The following is a 20,680-nucleotide window of genomic DNA, read 5'->3' as shown; positions in this document are numbered from 1 at the left end:
CACTCTTAAGCATTATTACTTAAAATTCTTTTTATTTCATTTTCAATTCTTTCAATTTCTTTCTCTTTGTCTTTCCACCAATTTCTACTCCAAATTCTTATTATCTTCCATCCCTTCATTTCTAAGAATTTCTGCCTATATAAATCTCTTTCCTTTGCACTTCTTGAGCTGTGATATGTTGCTCCATCACATTCTATTCCTAAAATATATCTATCTTCTTTAGGATGCTTTATGGCTAAATCAATTCTATATCTTGAACATCCAACTTGAGTATCAACAATATATCCTCTTTTTGTTAGTTCATTATAGACATCCTCTTCAAATGGACTATCAAACTTCAACTCTTTTACTTTATCAACATTACATAACGACTTCAATATAATTTCAGCAGTAGCATAATCATTATTTGCAATTGCTTTTGCATACTGTAGATATTTTTTAAGTAATTTCGGCCCTTCATTCTTTGTGTTTTCAACTTTTAATTCCTCTGGCTCTATTGATGTTATTATTATTACTTTTTCTTTTGCCCTTGTTATTGCAACATTCAGCCTATTTTCTCCTCCAGCTCTGTTTAATGGGCCGAAGTTATATCTCAATTTTCCATCTTTATCTTTTGCATAGCCAGTTGAGAATATAATTATATCCCTCTCATCTCCTTGCACATTTTCAATATTTCTAACAAACAATCCAACGTCTTCCCCATCTTTTTTAAGGTTTAATGATTTTTCATATAATTCTCTAAATTCATCATTTTCCATTGCCTTTTTATCAAACATTTCATAAATTAAATCTCTCTGTTCTGCATTAAAAGTAATTATTCCAATTGATTTTTCTGGATTCTCTTTTAATAATTCATAAACTTTTTCAACAACTGCTCTTGCTTCTTCATAGTTCTTTCTATTCTTCCAAATTCCATTAACTTTTATAAATTCAAATGGCTTTCCTTTATCTTTGTTTGGTGCAACTGCAATTTTTCCATTATAAAATGCGTAGTTGGAGAAGTTTATAATCTCTTCATACTTTGACCTGTAGTGATAAGATAGTAATACAGTTGGACATCTTCCTTTGCATAAATCTAATAATGATTTTACATTGAGTTCTTCAATATCTTCCTCTTCTTCATCCTCATCAAATGTTGCTTTAAAGAAGTCAGTTGGCGGCAGTTGTTTTTCATCTCCAGCAACAACAAACCTCTTTGCCCTATACAATGAAGGTAATGCATACTCTACTGGCATTTGAGAAGCTTCATCAAATATAACAACATCAAATAATCCTTTTTTCAATGGAAAGATTGCAGAAACTACATCTGGAGTAGTTAGCCAAATAGGGACTATATTTAAAACATCTTCTAAATAGTTTTCTAAGATTTCTTTTAGTGGTTTTCTTCGTCTCTTTTTATCTGCTTCATAGGGTATTTTTCTTCTGGCTTCACCACTAATTTGGACATCATTTAATATTGATTTTAAATATTCTCTCGTTTCTTGGAATTTTTGTGAATAAAGCTCCATTAATCTTTTTCTGATATTTTCATAGTTATCTATTTTTTTGATAACTTTAAAAACATCTGGCTTACTTTCTATTTTGGTAATCCAGCAGTAGTAGTAAGTATTTAGGATTTTATCTTTGGAATATTTGCCTAAGTAATCCAACAATGTTAATTTCCAATGTTCTTTTTGTAGTTCGTTTTTTTGCATATCGTAGTATTTTATATCATCAAATTCACTCATGTATCTTAGAATTTCCGTTAGCTGATTATCATCCAATGTTTCAATGTTGTCGAAATAATTAGATAAAGTTTCCAATGTTTGCTGGTATCTTGGATACAGCTCTCCAAATTCTTTTAATTCCTTTAGTATTTTTAAAATCTCTGTTTCATTGTTTAGTAATTCTGGAAGTTTAAACTTAGACTTTAACAAATAGTATGTTTTCCAAATTAATATTTCATTTAATTTCTTTTCTTTCAATTCTTCAACTATATCTTTGGTTAGTTTTTCTGGAATATCAAAGATATCCTCCAATGACTTTAATATTTTATAAACTTCATAGAGTTTTTTAAATTCCATATTTGATTTATTTTCCAATTCTTTAACAATTCTTTCAGAATTTTTAATTTCTGAATTGAATAGCTTAGAGATGAATTTTGATATAAACGATTGCTTCAAGAAGTTATCATAAGTTATTAAGTAGTTTTCATTCTGTTTTAATTCATAATAGAAAATTTGTGAATTATCTGGAATTTTTAGATTGTCTAACATCTTTAACTGTCTTTCAAAATAAGATATCTTATTTTCTGGAATTTGGTATTCTGGCTTTATCTTATTGAGAAGTTCTATTAATCTTTGTATATCTTCAATATGACCGTAAGTTTTGGATAATAAGTTATGTTTATCTTCATTTAATATTTTAAATTGTTCAATAGTTTCATTTAATTGAATTAATTGTTTTAATGATTCTTCTATTTTTTCTTTATCCGAGTATGATAAATCTTTCCAATCTTTTCTAATTTTCATAATATTTTGGTCGTATTTCGTATATTCAATGAACTCTTCTAATTCCTTCAATGAATCTTCAAGTGTTTCGTAATCTAACGATAGAAGGACTTTAGCGAGTGTATCATCTTTTATAATATCATCTTTATTTTTGTTTCTTCTATATAATTCAGAAAGAGACAATCCACATTCCCATTTTTTACTTAAAATCTCTTTTATTTCATTCAATTCTTTTATCTTTTCATCAATTTCTTTATTTATCTTTTTTAATTTTGATTCATCGTAAATATCATATCTTAGGTTTTCAATAATCATTTTCATTAATTTAAGGGCAGCATTCCTATCCCTCTCATAATCTTCAATTAAGATAGCATTTTTAATTCCAACGGCCTCTAACCTATTCTTTACAACATCTAATGCTGTTTTCTTTTGACATACCATTAAAACCTTCTTTCTATCTTTAACAAACTGACTAATTAGATTAACTATTGTCTGGGATTTTCCAGTCCCTGGAGGTCCGTGAATAACAATTCCTTTAAGATTTGATTTGACAAATGATAATATACTTTCCTCCTGGCTTGGGTCTATATCAGAGACAAAATATTTTTCCATTTCACTAATTCTGTCTATATTCATTTCTTTAAAATCTTCAGAGTCATTTCCACCAAGTAAATAATCTATTAATCCTAAATCATCTAATTCCATAAGTTTATCATAGTCCTTTGCTATTGCACTTGAGAATTGAATAAAAATTCCTAAAACCATGTAGTTTCTTATTCTAAATACGTTCTTTTCATATTTTTTATCTGAGAATCTTTCAACCACTAAATCTGGTAGTTCATTCGAAATATCAATATATTTTGATAGTATCTCAACTATTTTCTTAATTCTCTCATTTAAGCTAAGTTTTTTGTCTGAGATTATATTTAACATCTCTTCCTGTGCATTTTCATCGATACTTCTCCCCACGTATTTTTCAATAGCAAAAAGTAGAGTTTTATTTATTTGAATGTCTATATCTTTTTCTGGAATCATTTTGATTTCTTGTTTCTTTCTATCTGCAACTAAATCTACTGGAAACAAAAATAATGGTGCTTTAATGGTTAAATCATTTATTTTCCCTTCAATAAATGGATATCCAATAAATTCAGCGTGTATCCCACTTGTTCGTTTTATTAAATCAGCTTCTTGGTCTACTTTTCTTAATTTCTTAAATATTGCTTCTTCAATTGCCCTCCTTTTTAAATTTGTTTCTGTTGGTGTATTTTTAAATGTTTCAATTTTAATTAATGCCATCTCTTTTTTATCAATAATATTGTTTATTATGTCTTCACAGATTTTTTCTAATTTAAATGCTATTTCTTTATCTTCACATGTTATTTTTTCTAATTCAAATATTTCCAACAAATCAAAATATTTTCTTGTTATTTTATTTAAATTAAGTGCTTTATTGTTTTTTCTTATATTTATTAACCTGTCCTTATATTTGGATAATATGTTATTTACCATAACCTTCCCCACATTATACTATTTATTTCATTTCAACGATAAATAATTATAGAATTATATAAAAATTTATCGTATATAGTGCACTTTTTTAATCTTAATTATTTACTTTTTAAAAATAATTTAAAAGATAAAAATAATATTTAATCTAAATCTAAAAAAATAAATTTAATAGACGTACTATTTTTCTTTTAAATTTATAATCATCTTACATTTTGGGCAAATAACTCTATCTCCAACACATTTAAATTGATAGGAACAATTTGGACATTTAATTTCTTTTATAAAATCATCTAAACTATCTAAATCAATAACTGTAAATTTTTCTATCTCTTCCATATTCTCATCCAATTACGTTCCAACTTTTACTGGCTCTGCTAAATCTCTAATTAATCTAACAGCAGAATATGCCGCTAATGCAGATGTTTTTGGATTTTCTTCAAATGGAACATTTTCAATACAAACTTTCAATGTTCCTATAGAGCTTTTAACCAATATCTCATGTTTATTTAACTTTGCTTTTGGGTCTGCAATAATCATAACTTTTGCCGGAAATTCTGCGGCTATTGATAACGTTACTGAGACGTTTATATTCATTGGAAAGTCCTTTATTGCTTCAAAAACATCTCCTTCAAAAACTACAACAGGATTTTTTATATCTTTTAGATTATAGCCAAGATTTTTTAAAGCATCTTCTAAGGCATTGACAGGCTTTGTGGTTTTTAAAATAACTTCATTTATTTTACCCAATCTCATAGCTTTTATAGCATCTAAGCCACCAATAGCTCCAGATGGAAGATAAATTTTTCTTCCTACACTTTTAGCTAAATTTTGAAGTTTTAAAAACAACTCTTTATCTGCCAATGCACCAACACTCATTATTAAGACATCTTTTTTATTTCTTAGAGATTTTTCAGCAACGTCTTCAACTGCTTTTATTGAAGCACACTCAATAACCAAATCTAAATCTTCTTTAACTAAATCATCAATACTACTACATATTTTAGCCCCGGTCAATTCTGAAAGTGATTCTGCTTTATTTAAATTTCTATCATAGATGGCAACTACCTTAGTATTTTTTATAGTGCCATCTACTACTTTTTTTGAAATAAAACTACCAATAGCTCCACAACCAACAATACCAATTTTAAACATTTTCTGTTCACCTCATTAGAGACTGTCAAGTTATTGATAGTATCCAATTGTAGAACATCATGAAGCTCTTTATCCAACTAATAACCGTATCGAACTTACTATTATTAGGGAATCTATTAAAGAATGCTTTTGTTCTTCGTTTAAGCAGTGAGAAGAAGCTTTCTACACAATTTCTCAGTCCGAATCGGACTCTTTCAAATTTTAAGCCCAACTTCTGCAACGCCCACGGATACCATCTCCCACCATCAACCAAAATTTTAGGCTTATTCGAGCAAAATTTTAATATACCCCTAACGAATAATATAGTATCGAGGTAATTTCTTGTTTTTGATATATAAACTCCCAAGCATTCCTTCGATTCAACGTCAATAGCAGACCATACGTAAATATTCTTATCTCCGACCTTTAGTTTAGTCTCGTCGATTGCAATTAACCTTCTTACAGTCTTCTCAGGCTTGTTTAAAACCTCTTTAATCTTGTGATAATAAACTCTAACTGACTCGTGGCTTATACTTTCGAATTGGGAGAGAAATAAACTCGTCTTCCTCAACGATAACCCGAGGTAGTATAAAAGCCCTGCTAAGATTTTAACTTCTATCGACTTCCTATTCCTCTTAAAAAGCTTCTTCTCTTCGATTCTCTCCTTTATTACATCTATTGCGAGCTTCATATTTACTATTTTTTATCGACATATTGATAAAAATTTAACCTGACAGTCTCACCTCATTATAAAATAAAAATCATAAAAACTTACTAAATACAGAATAAATAGTTTTTAATATTATAAAAAAATAAACCTATTTCTTTAAAAATCCATAACCAGAATCTGCAGGAGGTTTAACCAATATTATATTCCCAATTGCAGTAATTAGATGAAATGGTAAAACAACTTTCTTAGTAGGGTCGGTAACATATTCCTTTAAACATCCATTTTGAATATCTGAGACAATTAAACCACTAATAACTCCTTTATTCAAATCGAGCATCACATCATAAACCTTCCCAACGTATATTGCTGTTGTTGTGTATATTGGTTTATCTAAAATGTCACTAACCCTAATTGCCATACCATCCACCTAACTTTTTATAATCCTTAAACTTAAAAAATTCTATTTAACTAATCTTTATTTATATATTTTTGTGTGATAATTATGGAAGGATTTAAAATTGCAATGAAAGTTATTGATGAAATTGATAAAAAGATAAAACCTCTAATTGGTTGGGAAAAGGCAGATGAAGTAGTTAAAATAGGTGCAGATGGAACACCAACGAAAAGAATAGATATAATTGCTGAAAATATCGCTTTAAATATATTAGAAAAGTTTGGTGGGGGAATTTTAATAAGTGAAGAGATTGGTTTAAAAGTTGTAGGTAAAGATTTGGAACATATATTTATTTTAGACCCTATAGATGGAACATACAATGCTTTAAAAGCTATACCAATATATTCTACCTCAATAGCTGTAGCAAAAATTAAAAGTGAAGATAAAAAGCTAATTAGAGAAAATATTAATAATTTAGAATGGATTAAAAATTTTATAGCCAATAATTACACAATAGATGATTTGTATATTGGGATTGTGAAAAACTTAGCTACTGGAGATTTGTATTATGCTATTAAAGGGGAGGGGAGTTTCTTAGAAAAAGATGGGGAAAAGATTGGGATAGAAGCAAAAGACACAAAAGATTTAAAAGAAGCATCTGTTGGATTGTTTGTTTATGGACTGTCTAATGATTTGTTAGAATTTTTAAAGGAAAGAAAAGTTAGAAGGGTTAGGTTATTTGGCTCTATGGCTTTGGAAATGTGTTATGTTGTCAGTGGGGCTTTAGATGCTTACATAAATGTGAATGAAAACTCTCGACTCTGCGATATAGCTGGGGCTTATGTTATTTGTAAAGAAGGAAATGCAATAATAACAAATAAAAATGGAAAGCCATTAAATATGAAATTACATTTAATGGAAAGAACTTCTTTAATTATTAGTAATAAATATTTACACAAAAAACTTATAGCTTTATTTGGAAATAAATGGGCAATAAAGCCAGCAAAATTTGGAATAGTTGTTAGAGAGGATAAAGAAGATGCCATTAACTTAGCCGTAGAGATTTGTAAATATCTAAGAGATAAAAATATTCCCTACTGTGTTGAAAACTTTTTGAAAAATAAAGTTGGAGGAGAGCCATTTGATATTTCAACAATCTCTCATATTATTGCAATTGGTGGAGATGGAACAATACTTAGAGCTTCAAGATTAGTTAATGGGGAAACAATACCAATAATAGCGGTGAATATGGGAAAATTAGGATTTTTAGCTGAGTTTTATAAAGATGAGGTTTTTAGAATAATTGATAAGGTAATTTATGGTGAATACGAGATAGAAAAAAGAAGTAAATTATCTTGCAAAATAATAAAAGATGATAAAGTTATAAAAACACCATCTGCCTTAAATGAAATGGTTGTTATTACAAAAAATCCTGCAAAAATTTTAGAATTTGATGTATATGTTAATGATACTCTTGTTGAAAATGTTAGAGCTGACGGGATAATTATTTCAACACCTACTGGTTCAACAGCCTATTCTTTAAGTGCTGGAGGACCTATAGTTGAGCCAAATGTTGATTGCTTTATAATATCTCCAATATGTCCATTTAAATTATCTTCAAGACCTTTAGTAGTTTCTGGTTCAAATAAAATTAAGTTAAAACTTAAATTGGAAAAACCAGCTTTATTAGTAATTGATGGGAGCGTTGAATATGAAGTTGGAAAGGATGATGAGCTAATCTTTGAAAAATCTGATAGTTATGCTTATTTTGTAAAAGGACAGAGTTTCTATGATAAGTTGAATAGATGCTTTGGTGTAAAGTGATTTTTATGCTCGTCCACTTGAATAAAATAGTTAGTTGGAAAGAGATTGAAAAAATAAAAGAATTGGCTAAAAAAGATGTTGTTATTGTTAGAATGCCTAAAAGTGTCTATAACAACAAAAAATGAAATATAAAATTGAAGTTTTGAAAGAAATTCCAACAGTTGTGATAAATATTGAAGAAAAACCAAGAGGAAAGAAGATAAAAATTCCAAATAGTGTTTTAGACAATGCTCTTGATTTATTAAAAGAGAAAAGTTTAACTGAAGTATCTGAGCTTTTAGGAATTCCTGAAACAACTTTATATTACCATTTTGAAAAACATAAGGAAAAGATTGAAAAAGAAAGAGAAGAATTTAAAATGCAAAAATTAAAGCAATTGGTTTGGGAATACAAAGAGATGATTATAAATAAGGGATTTTATAATGCTGAAATGGAATTAAAATTCTTAGAATTGGAATTAAAGATTAACAATAAAGAATTTGAAGAAGCAAAGAAGATTTTAAACGAAATTAAATATAGAATAAAAAAGAAAAAATAGTTTATCTCATTGCAAGTTCCCTAACTTTATCTTTTATGCTTTCACTTTCCATTATTGATGAACCAATTAAAGCGGCATCAGTGAATTTTAAAATATAATTTAACTGCTCCTTTGTATAAATCCCACTCTCTCCAACCTTTATTTTATTTTTTGGAATTAATGGGGCTAATTTCTCAGTTGTAGATAAATCTATTTTTAAAGTTTTTAAATCTCTGTTATTTATGCCAATAATCTTAGCTCCAGCATCTAAAGCTATATCTATCTCATCTTCGCTATGTGTTTCAACTAAGCATTCCAAATCATTTTCTTTGGCATAATCTAAAAACTCTCCAATATCTTCTCCAAGTGTGGAGACAATTAATAAAACTGCATTTGCTCCAATCTCACTTGCTATATCAATCTGATAAAAATCAATAATAAAATCTTTCATCAATATGGGGATATCAACATCTCTTGCAACAATCAGATTTTTATAGCTTCCATTAAAGTATTTTGGCTCTGTTAGGATAGATAAAGCGGTTGCTCCACCTTCCATCATTTCTTTAGCTATATTTTTGACATCTTCAAGATTTATTTTTCTAATGTTTCCTTTTGAAGGTGATGACGGTTTAATTTCAGTGATTATTGGATTTTTTGTTTCTTTAGCTTTTTTTATAGCTTTAGATAATTTTAATTTTTTCTTTTTTTCTATATCTATATTTAATTCATCAATAAAATTTCTTAAATCTTTGAGTATATCTTTTCTTTTCTCTATTTCAATCAATTTTTTTCTATTTGTAACAATCTCATCTAAAACTTTCATATTATCACATTTGAGACTGTCAGGTTAAATTTTTATCAATATGTCGATAAAAAATAGTAAATATGAAGCTCGCAATAGATGTAATAAAGGAGAGAATCGAAGAGAAGAAGCTTTTTAAGAGGAATAGGAAGTCGATAGAAGTTAAAATCTTAGCAGGGCTTTTATACTACCTCGGGTTATCGTTGAGGAAGACGAGGTTATTTCTCTCCCCATTCGAAAGTATAAGCCACGAGTCAGTTAGAGTTTATTATCACAAGATTAAAGAAGTCTTAAACGAACCTAAGAGGGGTGTAAGAAACCTAATTGCAATAGACGAGACTAAACTAAAATTTGGAGATAAGACTATTTACGTATGGTCTGCTATTGACGTTGAATCGAAGGAATGCTTGGGAGTTTATATATCAAAAACAAGAAATTACCTCGATACTATATTATTCGTTAGGGGTATATTAAAATTTTGCTCGAATAAGCCTAAAATTTTGGTTGATGGTGGGAGATGGTATCCGTGGGCGTTGCAGAAGTTGGGCTTAAAATTTGAAAGAGTCCGATTCGGACTGAGAAATTGTGTAGAAAGCTTCTTCTCACTGCTTAAACGAAGAACAAAAGCATTCTTTAATAGATTCCCTAATAATAGTAAGTTCGATACGGTTATTAGTTGGATAAAGAGCTTCATGATGTTCTACAATTGGATACTATCAATAACTTGACAGTCTCTCACATTTAGAAAAAAGAGTTTTATAGTCAATCATCAAATAAAATGACATTTTAATATGGAATAAGTATAAAAGCCCTTTGGGCTTTTATAAATACCTTTTAACAAATAAACTTTTGATGATTGACTATATATTTGGGGCTTTAGAGAAATTTAAAAAATAACAGTTTATCCATTGTTCTCTTCTTTTTCTTCATTTATTTCTTTATTTTCTTTTGTAGCATTGCTCTGTTCTTTCTTTTCTTTAATAAGTTTTTCTATAACAACATTTTTTGGAGTTATTAATAAATGTTCATCACCCAAAATAATTAAGTTTCCTCCAAATTTTATAATCTCATTTCTCATCTTTTTAATAATCTCAATAAATTCATCATCAATCTCTTTTTCTAAATTAGGAGTTTTTGCTATAACAATATATCCAGCTTCAGCCATTACTATGGCACTTACAGCATCTTTTTCATCTTCAATACTGCAAACTTTTATTGTCAATTTTTCTTCTTCAACTGGAGTTATGGGAATTTCCTCAATTTCTCCTAAATAATCATCTATAGATACTGGAGCTGGAGTAGAAAAGTTATCTTTCTTTCCTAAAAGTTTTTTCAATTTTTCTATCATTAAATCACCTTTTCAAATACTTAATAATTATCTCTAACAATTCAGGAATCCCTTCAAAAGTTTTTGCTGATACAAATATTGGCGTATTTTTTATTCTTCTTTCAACATAGTTCTTTAAATTTTCTTTATCACTATCATTTAATAAATCACATTTATTGATTACTACTATAATAGGTTTTTGGTATCTGAATTTTAACAGGTGGTGGAGTTTCTCAAAACTTCTCAGTAATCCAACGCTACCATCAATTACGTGTATAATCATATCTGAATCGTTAATTTCCTCAAATGTCTTTTCTAAAACTTTAGGAGTCATAATTGGGGATTGTTTGTCTGTTGTTGTATATAAACCTCCCAAATCAACAAAAACTAAATTTACAAACTCTGGCTCTTCCTTAATTCTTCCAATCTTTAATTTTCCCCAGTATCTTTTTATTGGCATTTTTGTGGTTCCTCCAACTTCAGAAACTAATGAAACATATTTTCCAAATAATGCATTCATTATTGATGATTTTCCAGCATTTTCAGGACCAATAATGGCTATTTTAAACTCTCTATTTTCCATAGTCTCACATCATGGATTAACTATCCATAAGGGCTTTGTCCCTATGGTAATTTAATAGGACTTTCGCAGTTTATATATTAAATTTGGAAATTTGACTCCAAAGGCGTCATTATACCAATAAAAAATTTAAATTTATTCCTGCGAAAGTCCTCTATTTAATATCCTCACATAGTTTTGGAGCTAATGAGTGATGCTCCGCTAAACCTAAAGCAGCAACTGCCCCTATAATTCCGCCTTCTCCATTAATTGGGATTATTTTTATGTTATTTCTTAAAGCTATAGATTTTGCTTCCTCTATTTTAACCATTTCTTTTTTAGCTTTCAAAGCAAACAATTTCATACTTTTTGATGGGAATAACCCATAATAAACTGCCATTGCTGTCTCATCTGATAAGCTTCTTTCTTCTAACAATTTTTTAATGAATTTGTCTAATTTGTATTTATATTCTGGATAAACAGCAAAACTTAGAGCAATAGAAACACAATTCTGAGTTTTATTTGGATTTCCAGGATAAAGTTGAACAATTGTGTGGTCTAAATAGTAACCTAAGTTATTTTTCTCAACTTCTAAACCAATTTCATGTGCTAAAACCCAGGTAGCCCCTTCTTCTTTTGTATCTGTATCATCAATACCAACAATAACCTTTTCCATTTTTGGAGTCACAACCTCTGCTCTCCCAAGTTTTGAACCTCCTCCTTTCTCTAAAATATTTACTTCAAGGACGTTTTTAGCTCCCTTCCTTAGCTCAGTTCCTACTCCTCCTCCAGCTAATCCTGCATAGACAATATGAACTCTATTATTTTCTATATATACTTCTTCAATTCCTGCTGCTGATAGTGAAGGAACTAAATTTAATTTCTCTTTACCAATTTTTGTTACGAAGTGGTGTTTATTCCCTTCTCTCCATGCTGATAATATTAGAGGTGAAGTTCTTTGATATTGATAGATAACCCACTCACTACCATTTGGGCAGGGATGTTCTTCAACTATCTCAACGAGGTTTAGAGCATCATCAACCATAGCAATAACACTCTTATAATTTACTGACATAAAACCACCTATGTACCTTTAATAAAATTAAAGATAATAAGATAAAATAGCGTAATATTATTTATTAATTATTAGTTTTTAAATGATGTCAATAATAATTTTTGAAATGGTCCTAATTATATCGCCATCAGAAATTATTCCAACTAACTTATTATCTTTATCAACCACAGGTAATTGGTTAATAATTTCTTCTTTTTTTCCATTAATGTCCATTTTTTTAATAGCCTCTAATATATTTGCATTTTCATCTATTGTAATTACATCTTTTGTCATTACGTCTCCAAGTGTTGTTTCTAATGTGTATTTATCCCTTATTAAATTATAACCTATATCTGTTGTTGTTACTATTCCAATAACCTTATTTTCATCATCTATTACTGGTAAAGAGCTAATTTTATGTTTTAGCATTTTTTCAAATGCCTCTACAACACCCTCATCCTTTTTTGCAGTTATGACATTTTTGGTCATTATATCCTTTACTTTTATATTTTTAAGAATATCAATCATCTATAACACCTAAGAAAAATTTTAGGGCAAAAAATTTTAGTAATAGGTAATATTTTATAAAGTATAATGTATATAATTTAGAATGGTTAAAAATAAAATAGAAATGTATTTATAAAATAAAAGACAAAAATGGCAATCTTTCACTTATAATTGATATTAATAGGGATTGTTATGAATATATTTAAATTTATTAGAAAAGATAAAAGAGCTCTATTTTTAATATTTATTTGGACAGTTGCTTTTATATTTATATTTATCCCATTTCTTAAATTTGAGATGATAGGTTCAAGCCATAAAATAAATGCATATCCAAGTTTATCGGCTGTGTGTGGTCTTTTATTGGGACCAATTTACGGATTTTTTGCAGTAGTGTTGGTAATGTTAATCTACTTCTTTTTAAATTCAAAAGCATTTTATTTTGGGATATATTCTTTAATTCCACCAGCATTGGCGGTTATATCTGCGGGAGTATTATCTGAAGGAAAATGGAAGTATTCGGCTATAATTTTGGCTATAGGTTTATTAATATTTTATTTAACAGATGTTGGTAGAGTGGCTTTTTATTATCCGTCTCTTTCGATTCTTGCTTTATTGCTCATTATCATTTTTAGAGAGAAAATAAACAAATTATTATTTAACAAAGATTGTAAAAAGATTATATTGGGGGCTTTAATTTTATCATTTACATCGGTGATGATAGACCACTTATATGGCTCGATTTTAGGGATTTTATATTTAAATCTAAAAGTAGAAGATTACATTATGGCAATACCTCTCTCTATTAAGGAAAGGTTAATAATGACATTAATGGGGGCGTTTTTTGTAATTTTTGCAGTGGAAATTAGTAAATGTTTCTTAAAAAATGCTACAAAATTAAGGGAAAAATTATTGAGGAGTTATATTGATGAAGAAGTAAAAATAAAGTGTAAAAATGTATTAAACGTAGATGAAGAGCTATTAAAAAAATATAATGTCAAGATACCATCAGAAGAAGAACAGAAAGAAGTTTTAAAAACGCTTGTAGAAGTGATGGTGTTAAATGACAATAAAGAGGAAATAAAGAGGAAATGAAGAAATATGGTATTCCTGTAATATACTTTATTATAGTAAAGTACTTTCTTTTATCTTTTCAATAACTTTTGGAATATCTCTCTCTTTTATTTCTTTTAATCTTTCTAAAGCGTCAACAATTTTGTCAATTTCTTCAACAAATTTCTTATCTGAAGATTTTAAATAAACAATTTCTTTTTTTGCATAAGATTGTTCTACAAGAGAATTTTTATGGATTATAGATATACATTCTAATCCTAAGATTTTTTTAACATCATTAATTACACTTTCTGGTAAATCTTCAGCTTTATTTATTATAAATCCCGCAGGTATGCTCTCTAAATAGTTCTTTCCAATGACTATTGTATTTATAGCCCCCTGCAAACTTGGGCCAAAGGCAGTGTAATCTAAAACTGGGACAAAGTAATCAGAAAAACCTAAAGCTAAGTAGGTTTCAACACCACTTGATGTTGATGGGGCGTCTATAAATATATAATCGTAATCTCCTAACTCCTTAAATTTTTTTAAGATATCTACATCGAATTTTAGATAATCGGCGAGCGATTTTCCAACTGCTAATAGCTCAATATTTTCAATTGGAGTGTTAACAATAGCGTCTTTTATTGGACGCTCTTTTTCTACAACATCTGCTAAAAATATATTTGATTTTACATTTAAAAGATGAGATAATGATTTTGAACCAATATCTCCATCAATTAATAAAATTTTTTTACCTTTCTTGGCTAAAGCTGCTGCAACATTTGCAGTAACAATTGTTTTTCCAGTACCTCCTTTTGCAATTGAAAATGTGATTACTTTCATTGTGTTCACCCATTATCTCTCTTTGAAACTTTAAGAAAGTTTCATCAAAACTAACACCTCCTCGCTTACGCTCGGAGGTGTAAATTAAAATAGTTATCTCTCTTTATCACCAAGCATTCCTATTATAATTTTTGGAATCTTTGCTTCTTTCCACTTAGCCTCCCATTTCATAATATTTTCAATAATTTCTATCGCCTCTTGTCCTTTCTTTGTTAAATAATATTTACTTCCATCTTTTTGTATTAAATTTTCCTCTTCTAATTCATTTAATCTCTCTGCTAACGTTCTCGTGCTTACTCCGCAACCTTCTATATCTAAAGCATTTTTTATGCTCGTGAAAGAATTTACTCCCTCTTTAATTTTGTATAGAATCTCTATCGTCCCCTTTTTCCCAAGCACGTAGAAGATTGGCATATTCTCACGCTAAATTTATTTTAATAAAAATTTATTAAACTTTGATACTATTTAAAATTTAATAAATTAATAATTTATGAATTTTAAATACTATATAAAACTTTCCAGTTATTTTAAAGTGTATAACAAATAGCTGGAAATTTTTATTCTAATGCTTATTTTCAATAAGTTATCTTTTTATAGGGGTTCGGTATATAATACCCTAAGACAGAAGGAAATTTCCTTCCGTAATATTATTAGTATGGTGGTGGAATGAAAAAAATAGAAGTAACACTACCCCAAGAAAAAATTTTGCATTGTTTGAATATTCTGAAAAGATATGCAATTATAGATGAGTATTTAGTTTCAAACATAAAAGTGAAAAAAGGAAATAAGGTGGTTGTTGAGTATAGGGGGCAGATATACGAAACAGAAACGCTGGGAGAATTTACAAAGATTGAAGCTATTGTAGATGAAAACAAAATTGATAATGCTATACAAGATTTACTTGATATATTAAAATCAGAAAATGGCAATGAAAAAATAATTATATATGATGTTGTAGAAACAATTCCAAAAATTCAAAAGAAAAAGAAATATTCAAAAACCAATGGCATGGATATAAACGTTGAAAGTGGGGTATTATCAAGAGAAGAACTTTTAAAACAGCTGGGAATTAAAGAGCCGGATGAAGATTTTATAGAAAATATAATAAGAAAAACTTTTGGTGATTATGGAGATGATATATTCACAGAAGATGAAATAAAGGATATAGAGCATTCAATTGAAAATGAGCTGGATAAAAATGTGTTGTCAATTTTAAAAGACCAAGATTTAATTGAAGATTATGCTTTAAAAATTAAAATTAAAAGAAGTGATAAAAAGTATATCTGCACATGTGACATTATAATAATACAGAAAAAATCTTTGGGAATTATTAAAAAACCTATAAAAATTGAACCTATAAAGAAAAGAGTAATGGAAATTCTGGATTCTAAGCCATACAATGTGGAATATGAAATTAACATTAAATTATATTAAAAATTTAAAAATCTAAGCTAACTATCTCTAAATCTAAATTTGAAGATAAAAATTTTTTAAATTTTTTTAATCCAAAGACCTCAGTTGAGTAGTGTGTAGCATCAACAACAACTAAACCAAGTTCTTCAGCTAAAATTTTTGAGTGATGAGTTAAATCTCCTGAAAGATAGACATCAGCTCTTTCAGCAACATACTTTATGGATGATTGAGATAAACCATAACCAGATAAAACAGCTAATTTAAAGTTATCCTTTACTTCTTTACTTTTAACAACAATAGGATTTTTATGAATATATTTTTTTGTTATTTCTAAAAATTCTTCAAAACTTCCCTTAAAAATCCCAACCCTTCCAAGTCCATTATCATATAGAGGTTGGGCATTTTCTAAATTATAAACTTCAGTTAAAGCATCATTCAATCCATTTTTACAGATATCTAAGTTTGTATGGGCAGAGTATAAAATAATGTTATTTTCCATCAATATCTTTAATTTTTTGTAAATAACACCAGTGAAGTTTCTTATCGGGTCTTTTAATAATGGGTGGTGGGTAAATAAAAAATCTACACCCTCTTTTTCTGCTTTTTTAATAACTGATAATGATGGATCTAAAGCAATTCCTAACTTTTTTACCTCTCTATTTAAATCATCCCCAACCTGCAATCCAACATTATCTCCCTCAATAGCTAAATCTTTTGGTGCAAAACTTTCAATAAACTCTATAATTTCTTTAGCTTTCATCTTATAACCTCCAAGCGTTTATGACCATAAGTTCTTCAAAAGGAATTTTTAATGAGGCAACTTTTTCAACCTTAAAACCAAGAGATTTTAACTTATTTAATGTTTCTTCTTCTCCAGTTAATGAACTCTGTAGTATTTGAGCTACACCGCCTTTTTTTAAATAATTTGGCAAATCATAAATAAATCTATCTAAAATTTCTCTACCATTTTTACCTCCATCAAAGGCATAATTTAAATAGCTGTCTATTTTATCATCTTCAGATGTTGGTAAATAAGGGGGGTTAAAGAGAATAACATCAAACTTTCCAGTAACATTTTCAAATAAATCACTTTCAAAAAATAAAACATCAACATTGTTTAGTTCAGCGTTTTCTTTTGCCAATTTTACAGCATAGGGATTTATATCAACTCCTACTACTTTTTTAGCCCCTTTTTTTGCACAAGCAATTGAGATTAATCCAGTTCCAACACCTATTTCTAAAACCTCTTTATTTTTAACATCAACAAGATTTTTTAATAATAAAATAGAATCTTCAGCTGGCTCATATACTTCTGGATGTAGTTTTAGTTTAATTCCTTCAATTTCTATTATCACACTTCTCACCAAAAAGAGATATATGGGTTGAGAGTTTTAAATTTTGTTATTATAGTTTTAGATATATGGATTTATAATAGTAAAAACAAAATCTTATGTTCTCTTAGCAATAAACTTAAAAAAGGTTTCCATACCGAAACGGTCTGATTTTAACTATACGGCTATTTGCTGACCCACAGTATCACCCAATAGGGGCGTTTCCATACCGTAACGGTCTGATTTTAACGCAATGTGTATATTATATTATTATATCCCTGCCGAAGTTTCCATACCGTAACGGTCTGATTTTAACTACTCACATACATAGACGGCGCAGATGTTGCGAGTACATTGTTTCCATACCGTAACGGTCTGATTTTAACAAAGCACAGGTTTTTTTATTTCAATATTCTCATATTCGTTTCCATACCGTAACGGTCTGATTTTAACATTTGCTGAAACATTGGTCTCAATTGCTGTAACTTTGTTTCCATACCGTAACGGTCTGATTTTAACAGCACTTTTTACACCAATAATAGGAAATGGAACGTTAACGAGGTTTCCATACCGTAACGGTCTGATTTTAACGATTTTTTTGTAGTTATTTCTTGTTGTTGGTGCGGTGCTGAAGTTTCCATACCGTAACGGTCTGATTTTAACAGGGCAATATTTTGCTTATTTTGTATGTTATCTCTTCTAATATTTAAGCTTTTTCATACCATAATTTTCGAAGGGTTAATACCCCCTTTTATTTATAAACCCTCGAAGTTTTTAATTAGGTTTTATTTTCTAATTTTCTATCTTAAAAAGTTTTAAAATTTTTTAATCTTTAATATTTATTGGGGAAATTTTGATTTAAAAATAATTATTTAAAATCTTTTAAGAATCTCAATAATTTAATTAATTTAAATATTTAAAATAATTAAAATAAGTGACCCTTAGAAATTCTCTAAAAATCTTTAAAATTGAAAAATAAGCTCTTAAAAAGCTTTAAATTAAAAAGAAAAGAATTTCCATGTGATAAATGTCATTTAAATATTTAGTTATTCAATTTTAATATATAATTTTTAACTCGCTCTTTTACCTTTAATCTCTCCACTAATCACTTTTTTACAGACATCAACTATTTCTTTTATGTTATAAATCTTTATATCAGCAGTTTCGAGAGCTTTCCTTGAAACATTTCCATTTTGTAATGTCACTACTGCTAAATTACTTTCAATCATTGCTGGAACATCATTAGCTCCATCTCCAACCATTATTGTAAAGTATCCTTCTTTTTTTAGATTGATGATTAAATCCCTCTTTTGCTCTTGATGAGCCTCAGCCATTATGTATTTCTCATTAACTCCTGTAAGTTCAGCCAACCTTTTTATAAACCCTTTTCTATCTCCAGAAGCGATAAAAACCTTAACCCCTAAATCTTTTAATTGTTTAATTGTTTCTTTAACTTCTTTAAACAAACAACCAGCAGTTGCTATTGTATATTCAACTTCTCCAGCGTAAGTATCTACTATTAAAGCACTACCATATCCAGTTTCTACATCATATTTCTTTAAAATGTTTAATGGTTCTTGCAATTCCCTTACCTTAGTTTTTTTGTCATTAAAAATTCCTTCTTTATTTATTGGTGGGTTACAATAAGAGATACCAATTTCAACGTCTTTTAATAAATCAGATATTAACTTTTCTGGATTCTCTTTATCTACAACTTTTAATGGGTCTTCTTTAATTATAACTAATGCTCTACCCTTTTTTTCATCTACAATATCAACTGTCTGCCTATTACAGATAAACTTATTTTTCTTTAAATCTTTAATAACTCTCATTATCTTTACAAGTGTCCCAGCACTATCAAATACCACGGCCACTTTCATAATCTCACATAACTAAATATATACGTTCAGATATAAAGAATTATTGTGAGAGCATGAAGAGATTAGCAGTGATACTAATATCTATAATATTAGCTTTAATGTCTTCAATGTGTATAGATAAAGAGGGGAAAAATATGGAAAATACAAAAGTTTTAATGGTTATAGCTCCAAAGGACTTTAGAGATGAAGAGCTGTTTGAACCAATGGCTGTATTTGAATCTAATGGATTAAAGGTTGATGTTGTCTCAACTACAAAAGGGGAACATGTTGGGATGTTGGGAAATAAAATAACAACTGAAAAAACTATCTATGATGTAAATGCTAATGAATATGATGCAATAGTTATAGTAGGGGGAATTGGTTCAAAAGAGTATTTATGGAATAATACAAGGTTAATAGAATTAGTTAAAGAATTTAACAGTCAAAATAAGGTTGTTTCAGCAATATGCTTATCTCCAGTAGTTTTAGCAAAGGCAGGAATCCTAAAGAACAAAAAAGCTACTGTATATCCTGCTCAAGAGGCTATAGAAGAGCTTAAAAAAGAAGGGGCAATTTATGAAGACAAAGGGGTTGTGGTTGATGGTAATGTAATTACTGCAAAATCTCCTGACTATGCAAGATTGTTTGGTTTAGAAGTTTTAAAAGCAATAGAAAAAAATAAACAGTAAAAAGTTTTTAAATATTTAATTTATTCTTGAGCGTCTTCTTTAACTTCTTCAGTTTCTTCAGCTTCTTTTACAAATCCTTCAGTTTCTTCTTTCTTAGCTAATGATAAAACTTCTGATTTGTAGATAATAACGTTCTTAATTGGGAATATCTTCTTACATTCCTCTTTTATCTTCTCAGCCATCTCTCCAAATAACATTGCTTGAACATATTGTGGGAATGTCTTTTCCTTAGCCATTGTTTTTATAATTTCTTCCATTTTCTTTCTAATGTCTGATTTTTGTCTTGTGTTAGCTCTGTAAGCAGTTAAAACCATTGCTTTTGTTCTAATTTTGTAACCATCTTGGGTTGTGATATCAACGATAGCATCAATTCTACTTCTTCTTCTTCTGATTTGTGATTTCATGAATTCTCTTGTTGTGTCATGCCCATAATATTGAGCTATTGCCTTATTTCCAGTAACTCCAAAGATTTTGAAATATACTCTATGCATGTGTTTTGTTGGGTCTCCTGTTAAATCTCTTAAGCTTGTTTCAGCAACTCTACCTAAAACCAAGCTTGGGTCACTTGCTGGTGTGTAGCCAATAAATACTCCTCCAAATTCTGGTGTGGCATAAATTTCATACCATACTTTTTCTTTCCATTTATCTTTTACTTTTCTTACTTTTCTTCTTGCTCTTGCAGTCCTTGCGGTAGCCATCTTTTCACCTTAAA

General features: G+C 28.8%; 22 protein-coding genes and 1 CRISPR repeat array. Of the genes, 6 read left to right on the top strand and 16 right to left on the bottom strand.

The window, feature by feature from the left end; genetic code table 11:
• Positions 1 to 5: 5 nt before the first annotated feature.
• The 5 genes from JH146_RS08490 to JH146_RS05045 all read right to left on the bottom strand — a co-directional run bounded on the left by JH146_RS08490 (position 6) and on the right by JH146_RS05045 (position 6,217).
• A complete protein-coding gene (locus tag JH146_RS08490; protein ID WP_052352077.1) occupies positions 6 to 3,998 on the bottom strand; it encodes an AAA domain-containing protein in 3,993 nt (1,330 codons plus the stop codon).
• A gap of 177 nt (positions 3,999 to 4,175) precedes the next feature.
• Positions 4,176 to 4,334 carry a hypothetical protein gene (locus JH146_RS08715; RefSeq protein ID WP_173400822.1) on the bottom strand — a complete coding sequence of 53 codons (159 nt, stop codon included), beginning with the start codon at positions 4,332 to 4,334 and terminating at the stop codon, positions 4,176 to 4,178.
• A gap of 12 nt (positions 4,335 to 4,346) precedes the next feature.
• Positions 4,347 to 5,150 carry an aspartate dehydrogenase gene (locus JH146_RS05055; RefSeq protein WP_048201981.1) on the bottom strand — a complete coding sequence of 268 codons (804 nt, stop codon included), beginning with the start codon at positions 5,148 to 5,150 and terminating at the stop codon, positions 4,347 to 4,349.
• Between the two features lie 25 nt (positions 5,151 to 5,175).
• Positions 5,176 to 5,820 carry an IS6 family transposase gene (locus JH146_RS05050; protein ID WP_048201980.1) on the bottom strand — a complete coding sequence of 215 codons (645 nt, stop codon included), beginning with the start codon at positions 5,818 to 5,820 and terminating at the stop codon, positions 5,176 to 5,178.
• Between the two features lie 127 nt (positions 5,821 to 5,947).
• A complete protein-coding gene (locus JH146_RS05045; protein ID WP_048201979.1) occupies positions 5,948 to 6,217 on the bottom strand; it encodes a PRC-barrel domain-containing protein in 270 nt (89 codons plus the stop codon).
• Between the two features lie 84 nt (positions 6,218 to 6,301).
• On the opposite strand from JH146_RS05045, the gene JH146_RS05040 reads away from it, so the two are divergent.
• Together JH146_RS05040 and JH146_RS05035 are read left to right on the top strand one after the other, a co-directional pair.
• Positions 6,302 to 8,017: a bifunctional NADP phosphatase/NAD kinase gene (locus JH146_RS05040; protein ID WP_048201978.1), complete on the top strand. Its 1,716-nt coding sequence runs from the start codon at positions 6,302 to 6,304 to the stop codon at positions 8,015 to 8,017.
• A gap of 121 nt (positions 8,018 to 8,138) precedes the next feature.
• Complete coding sequence (locus JH146_RS05035) at positions 8,139 to 8,555, top strand: hypothetical protein (RefSeq protein WP_052352076.1); 417 nt, start codon at positions 8,139 to 8,141, stop codon at positions 8,553 to 8,555.
• Position 8,556: 1 nt separating this feature from the next.
• Here JH146_RS05035 and JH146_RS05030 read toward each other — a convergent pair whose 3' ends face one another.
• Positions 8,557 to 9,357 (bottom strand): indole-3-glycerol-phosphate synthase, encoded by an 801-nt coding sequence (locus JH146_RS05030; RefSeq protein WP_048201977.1) that lies wholly within the window; start codon positions 9,355 to 9,357, stop codon positions 8,557 to 8,559.
• A 62-nt stretch (positions 9,358 to 9,419) separates the two neighbouring features.
• On the opposite strand from JH146_RS05030, the gene JH146_RS05025 reads away from it, so the two are divergent.
• Positions 9,420 to 10,064, top strand: coding sequence for an IS6 family transposase (locus tag JH146_RS05025; protein WP_048201976.1), 645 nt, complete (start codon positions 9,420 to 9,422; stop codon positions 10,062 to 10,064).
• A gap of 173 nt (positions 10,065 to 10,237) precedes the next feature.
• Here the strand turns inward: JH146_RS05025 and sepF are convergent, their stop codons facing one another.
• From sepF to JH146_RS05005, 4 genes are all read right to left on the bottom strand, one after another.
• Positions 10,238 to 10,684 (bottom strand): cell division protein SepF, encoded by a 447-nt coding sequence (gene sepF / locus JH146_RS05020; protein ID WP_048201975.1) that lies wholly within the window; start codon positions 10,682 to 10,684, stop codon positions 10,238 to 10,240.
• A gap of 4 nt (positions 10,685 to 10,688) precedes the next feature.
• The gene (locus JH146_RS05015) at positions 10,689 to 11,246 is read right to left on the bottom strand and encodes an Era-like GTP-binding protein (RefSeq protein ID WP_048201974.1); all 558 of its coding nucleotides are present in this window, start codon (positions 11,244 to 11,246) and stop codon (positions 10,689 to 10,691) included.
• 151 nt (positions 11,247 to 11,397) lie between these two features.
• Positions 11,398 to 12,297 carry a methanogenesis marker protein 11 gene (mmp11, locus tag JH146_RS05010; protein WP_048201973.1) on the bottom strand — a complete coding sequence of 300 codons (900 nt, stop codon included), beginning with the start codon at positions 12,295 to 12,297 and terminating at the stop codon, positions 11,398 to 11,400.
• Positions 12,298 to 12,375: 78 nt separating this feature from the next.
• Complete coding sequence (locus JH146_RS05005) at positions 12,376 to 12,804, bottom strand: CBS domain-containing protein (RefSeq protein WP_048201972.1); 429 nt, start codon at positions 12,802 to 12,804, stop codon at positions 12,376 to 12,378.
• 171 nt (positions 12,805 to 12,975) lie between these two features.
• Between JH146_RS05005 and JH146_RS05000 the strand changes: the two genes are divergently transcribed.
• On the top strand, positions 12,976 to 13,875 hold the full coding sequence (locus JH146_RS05000) for a hypothetical protein (RefSeq protein ID WP_048201971.1): 900 nt from the start codon (positions 12,976 to 12,978) through the stop codon (positions 13,873 to 13,875).
• Positions 13,876 to 13,905: 30 nt separating this feature from the next.
• Here the strand turns inward: JH146_RS05000 and JH146_RS04995 are convergent, their stop codons facing one another.
• Both JH146_RS04995 and JH146_RS04990 read right to left on the bottom strand, forming a co-directional pair.
• The gene (locus JH146_RS04995; protein WP_048201970.1) at positions 13,906 to 14,676 is read right to left on the bottom strand and encodes a ParA family protein; all 771 of its coding nucleotides are present in this window, start codon (positions 14,674 to 14,676) and stop codon (positions 13,906 to 13,908) included.
• A 93-nt stretch (positions 14,677 to 14,769) separates the two neighbouring features.
• Positions 14,770 to 15,090, bottom strand: coding sequence for a winged helix-turn-helix transcriptional regulator (locus JH146_RS04990; RefSeq protein WP_048201969.1), 321 nt, complete (start codon positions 15,088 to 15,090; stop codon positions 14,770 to 14,772).
• Between the two features lie 252 nt (positions 15,091 to 15,342).
• On the opposite strand from JH146_RS04990, the gene JH146_RS04985 reads away from it, so the two are divergent.
• Positions 15,343 to 16,110 (top strand): DUF2226 domain-containing protein, encoded by a 768-nt coding sequence (locus tag JH146_RS04985; RefSeq protein ID WP_048201968.1) that lies wholly within the window; start codon positions 15,343 to 15,345, stop codon positions 16,108 to 16,110.
• Between the two features lie 4 nt (positions 16,111 to 16,114).
• Here the strand turns inward: JH146_RS04985 and JH146_RS04980 are convergent, their stop codons facing one another.
• The 3 genes from JH146_RS04980 to JH146_RS04970 form a co-directional block, all read right to left on the bottom strand.
• Positions 16,115 to 16,849: a Nif3-like dinuclear metal center hexameric protein gene (locus JH146_RS04980; RefSeq protein ID WP_048201967.1), complete on the bottom strand. Its 735-nt coding sequence runs from the start codon at positions 16,847 to 16,849 to the stop codon at positions 16,115 to 16,117.
• A 1-nt stretch (position 16,850) separates the two neighbouring features.
• Positions 16,851 to 17,444, bottom strand: coding sequence for a HemK2/MTQ2 family protein methyltransferase (locus JH146_RS04975; protein ID WP_048201966.1), 594 nt, complete (start codon positions 17,442 to 17,444; stop codon positions 16,851 to 16,853).
• A 124-nt stretch (positions 17,445 to 17,568) separates the two neighbouring features.
• Positions 17,569 to 18,083: direct repeats of the CRISPR family, unit length 30 nt; unit sequence GTTTCCATACCGTAACGGTCTGATTTTAAC.
• A 407-nt stretch (positions 18,084 to 18,490) separates the two neighbouring features.
• Positions 18,491 to 19,300, bottom strand: coding sequence for an HAD family hydrolase (locus JH146_RS04970; RefSeq protein ID WP_048201965.1), 810 nt, complete (start codon positions 19,298 to 19,300; stop codon positions 18,491 to 18,493).
• Positions 19,301 to 19,353: 53 nt separating this feature from the next.
• On the opposite strand from JH146_RS04970, the gene JH146_RS04965 reads away from it, so the two are divergent.
• The gene (locus JH146_RS04965; protein ID WP_048201964.1) at positions 19,354 to 19,968 is read left to right on the top strand and encodes a DJ-1/PfpI/YhbO family deglycase/protease; all 615 of its coding nucleotides are present in this window, start codon (positions 19,354 to 19,356) and stop codon (positions 19,966 to 19,968) included.
• Between the two features lie 20 nt (positions 19,969 to 19,988).
• Here the strand turns inward: JH146_RS04965 and JH146_RS04960 are convergent, their stop codons facing one another.
• Entirely contained in the window at positions 19,989 to 20,666 is a 678-nt protein-coding gene (locus JH146_RS04960) for a 30S ribosomal protein S3ae (RefSeq protein WP_048201963.1), read from the bottom strand.
• Between the last annotated feature and the right edge of the window lie 14 nt (positions 20,667 to 20,680).

The organism is Methanocaldococcus bathoardescens, assembly GCF_000739065.1.
Lineage (GTDB): Archaea > AGJL01 > Methanococci > Methanococcales > Methanocaldococcaceae > Methanocaldococcus > Methanocaldococcus bathoardescens.
The sequence above is the reverse complement of the archived record's forward strand: the minus strand, read 5'-3'. Positions and strand labels throughout refer to the sequence as shown.

What these genes read in the sequence shown, in the direction of transcription:
- JH146_RS08490 (WP_052352077.1), bottom strand. Translation starts at nt 3,998, where the DNA reads ATGGTAAATAACATATTATCCAAATATAAGGACAGGTTAATAAATATA.
- JH146_RS05045 (WP_048201979.1), bottom strand. Translation starts at nt 6,217, where the DNA reads ATGGCAATTAGGGTTAGTGACATTTTAGATAAACCAATATACACAACA.
- JH146_RS05005 (WP_048201972.1), bottom strand. Translation starts at nt 12,804, where the DNA reads ATGATTGATATTCTTAAAAATATAAAAGTAAAGGATATAATGACCAAA.
- sepF (WP_048201975.1), bottom strand. Translation starts at nt 10,684, where the DNA reads ATGATAGAAAAATTGAAAAAACTTTTAGGAAAGAAAGATAACTTTTCT.
- JH146_RS04995 (WP_048201970.1), bottom strand. Translation starts at nt 14,676, where the DNA reads ATGAAAGTAATCACATTTTCAATTGCAAAAGGAGGTACTGGAAAAACA.
- JH146_RS05035 (WP_052352076.1), top strand. Translation starts at nt 8,139, where the DNA reads ATGAAATATAAAATTGAAGTTTTGAAAGAAATTCCAACAGTTGTGATA.
- JH146_RS08715 (WP_173400822.1), bottom strand. Translation starts at nt 4,334, where the DNA reads ATGGAAGAGATAGAAAAATTTACAGTTATTGATTTAGATAGTTTAGAT.
- JH146_RS05055 (WP_048201981.1), bottom strand. Translation starts at nt 5,150, where the DNA reads ATGTTTAAAATTGGTATTGTTGGTTGTGGAGCTATTGGTAGTTTTATT.
- mmp11 (WP_048201973.1), bottom strand. Translation starts at nt 12,297, where the DNA reads ATGTCAGTAAATTATAAGAGTGTTATTGCTATGGTTGATGATGCTCTA.
- JH146_RS04990 (WP_048201969.1), bottom strand. Translation starts at nt 15,090, where the DNA reads ATGCCAATCTTCTACGTGCTTGGGAAAAAGGGGACGATAGAGATTCTA.
- JH146_RS05025 (WP_048201976.1), top strand. Translation starts at nt 9,420, where the DNA reads ATGAAGCTCGCAATAGATGTAATAAAGGAGAGAATCGAAGAGAAGAAG.
- JH146_RS05030 (WP_048201977.1), bottom strand. Translation starts at nt 9,357, where the DNA reads ATGAAAGTTTTAGATGAGATTGTTACAAATAGAAAAAAATTGATTGAA.
- JH146_RS04970 (WP_048201965.1), bottom strand. Translation starts at nt 19,300, where the DNA reads ATGAAAGTGGCCGTGGTATTTGATAGTGCTGGGACACTTGTAAAGATA.
- JH146_RS05050 (WP_048201980.1), bottom strand. Translation starts at nt 5,820, where the DNA reads ATGAAGCTCGCAATAGATGTAATAAAGGAGAGAATCGAAGAGAAGAAG.
- JH146_RS04960 (WP_048201963.1), bottom strand. Translation starts at nt 20,666, where the DNA reads ATGGCTACCGCAAGGACTGCAAGAGCAAGAAGAAAAGTAAGAAAAGTA.
- JH146_RS04965 (WP_048201964.1), top strand. Translation starts at nt 19,354, where the DNA reads ATGAAGAGATTAGCAGTGATACTAATATCTATAATATTAGCTTTAATG.
- JH146_RS05040 (WP_048201978.1), top strand. Translation starts at nt 6,302, where the DNA reads ATGGAAGGATTTAAAATTGCAATGAAAGTTATTGATGAAATTGATAAA.
- JH146_RS04985 (WP_048201968.1), top strand. Translation starts at nt 15,343, where the DNA reads ATGAAAAAAATAGAAGTAACACTACCCCAAGAAAAAATTTTGCATTGT.
- JH146_RS05000 (WP_048201971.1), top strand. Translation starts at nt 12,976, where the DNA reads ATGAATATATTTAAATTTATTAGAAAAGATAAAAGAGCTCTATTTTTA.
- JH146_RS04980 (WP_048201967.1), bottom strand. Translation starts at nt 16,849, where the DNA reads ATGAAAGCTAAAGAAATTATAGAGTTTATTGAAAGTTTTGCACCAAAA.
- JH146_RS05015 (WP_048201974.1), bottom strand. Translation starts at nt 11,246, where the DNA reads ATGGAAAATAGAGAGTTTAAAATAGCCATTATTGGTCCTGAAAATGCT.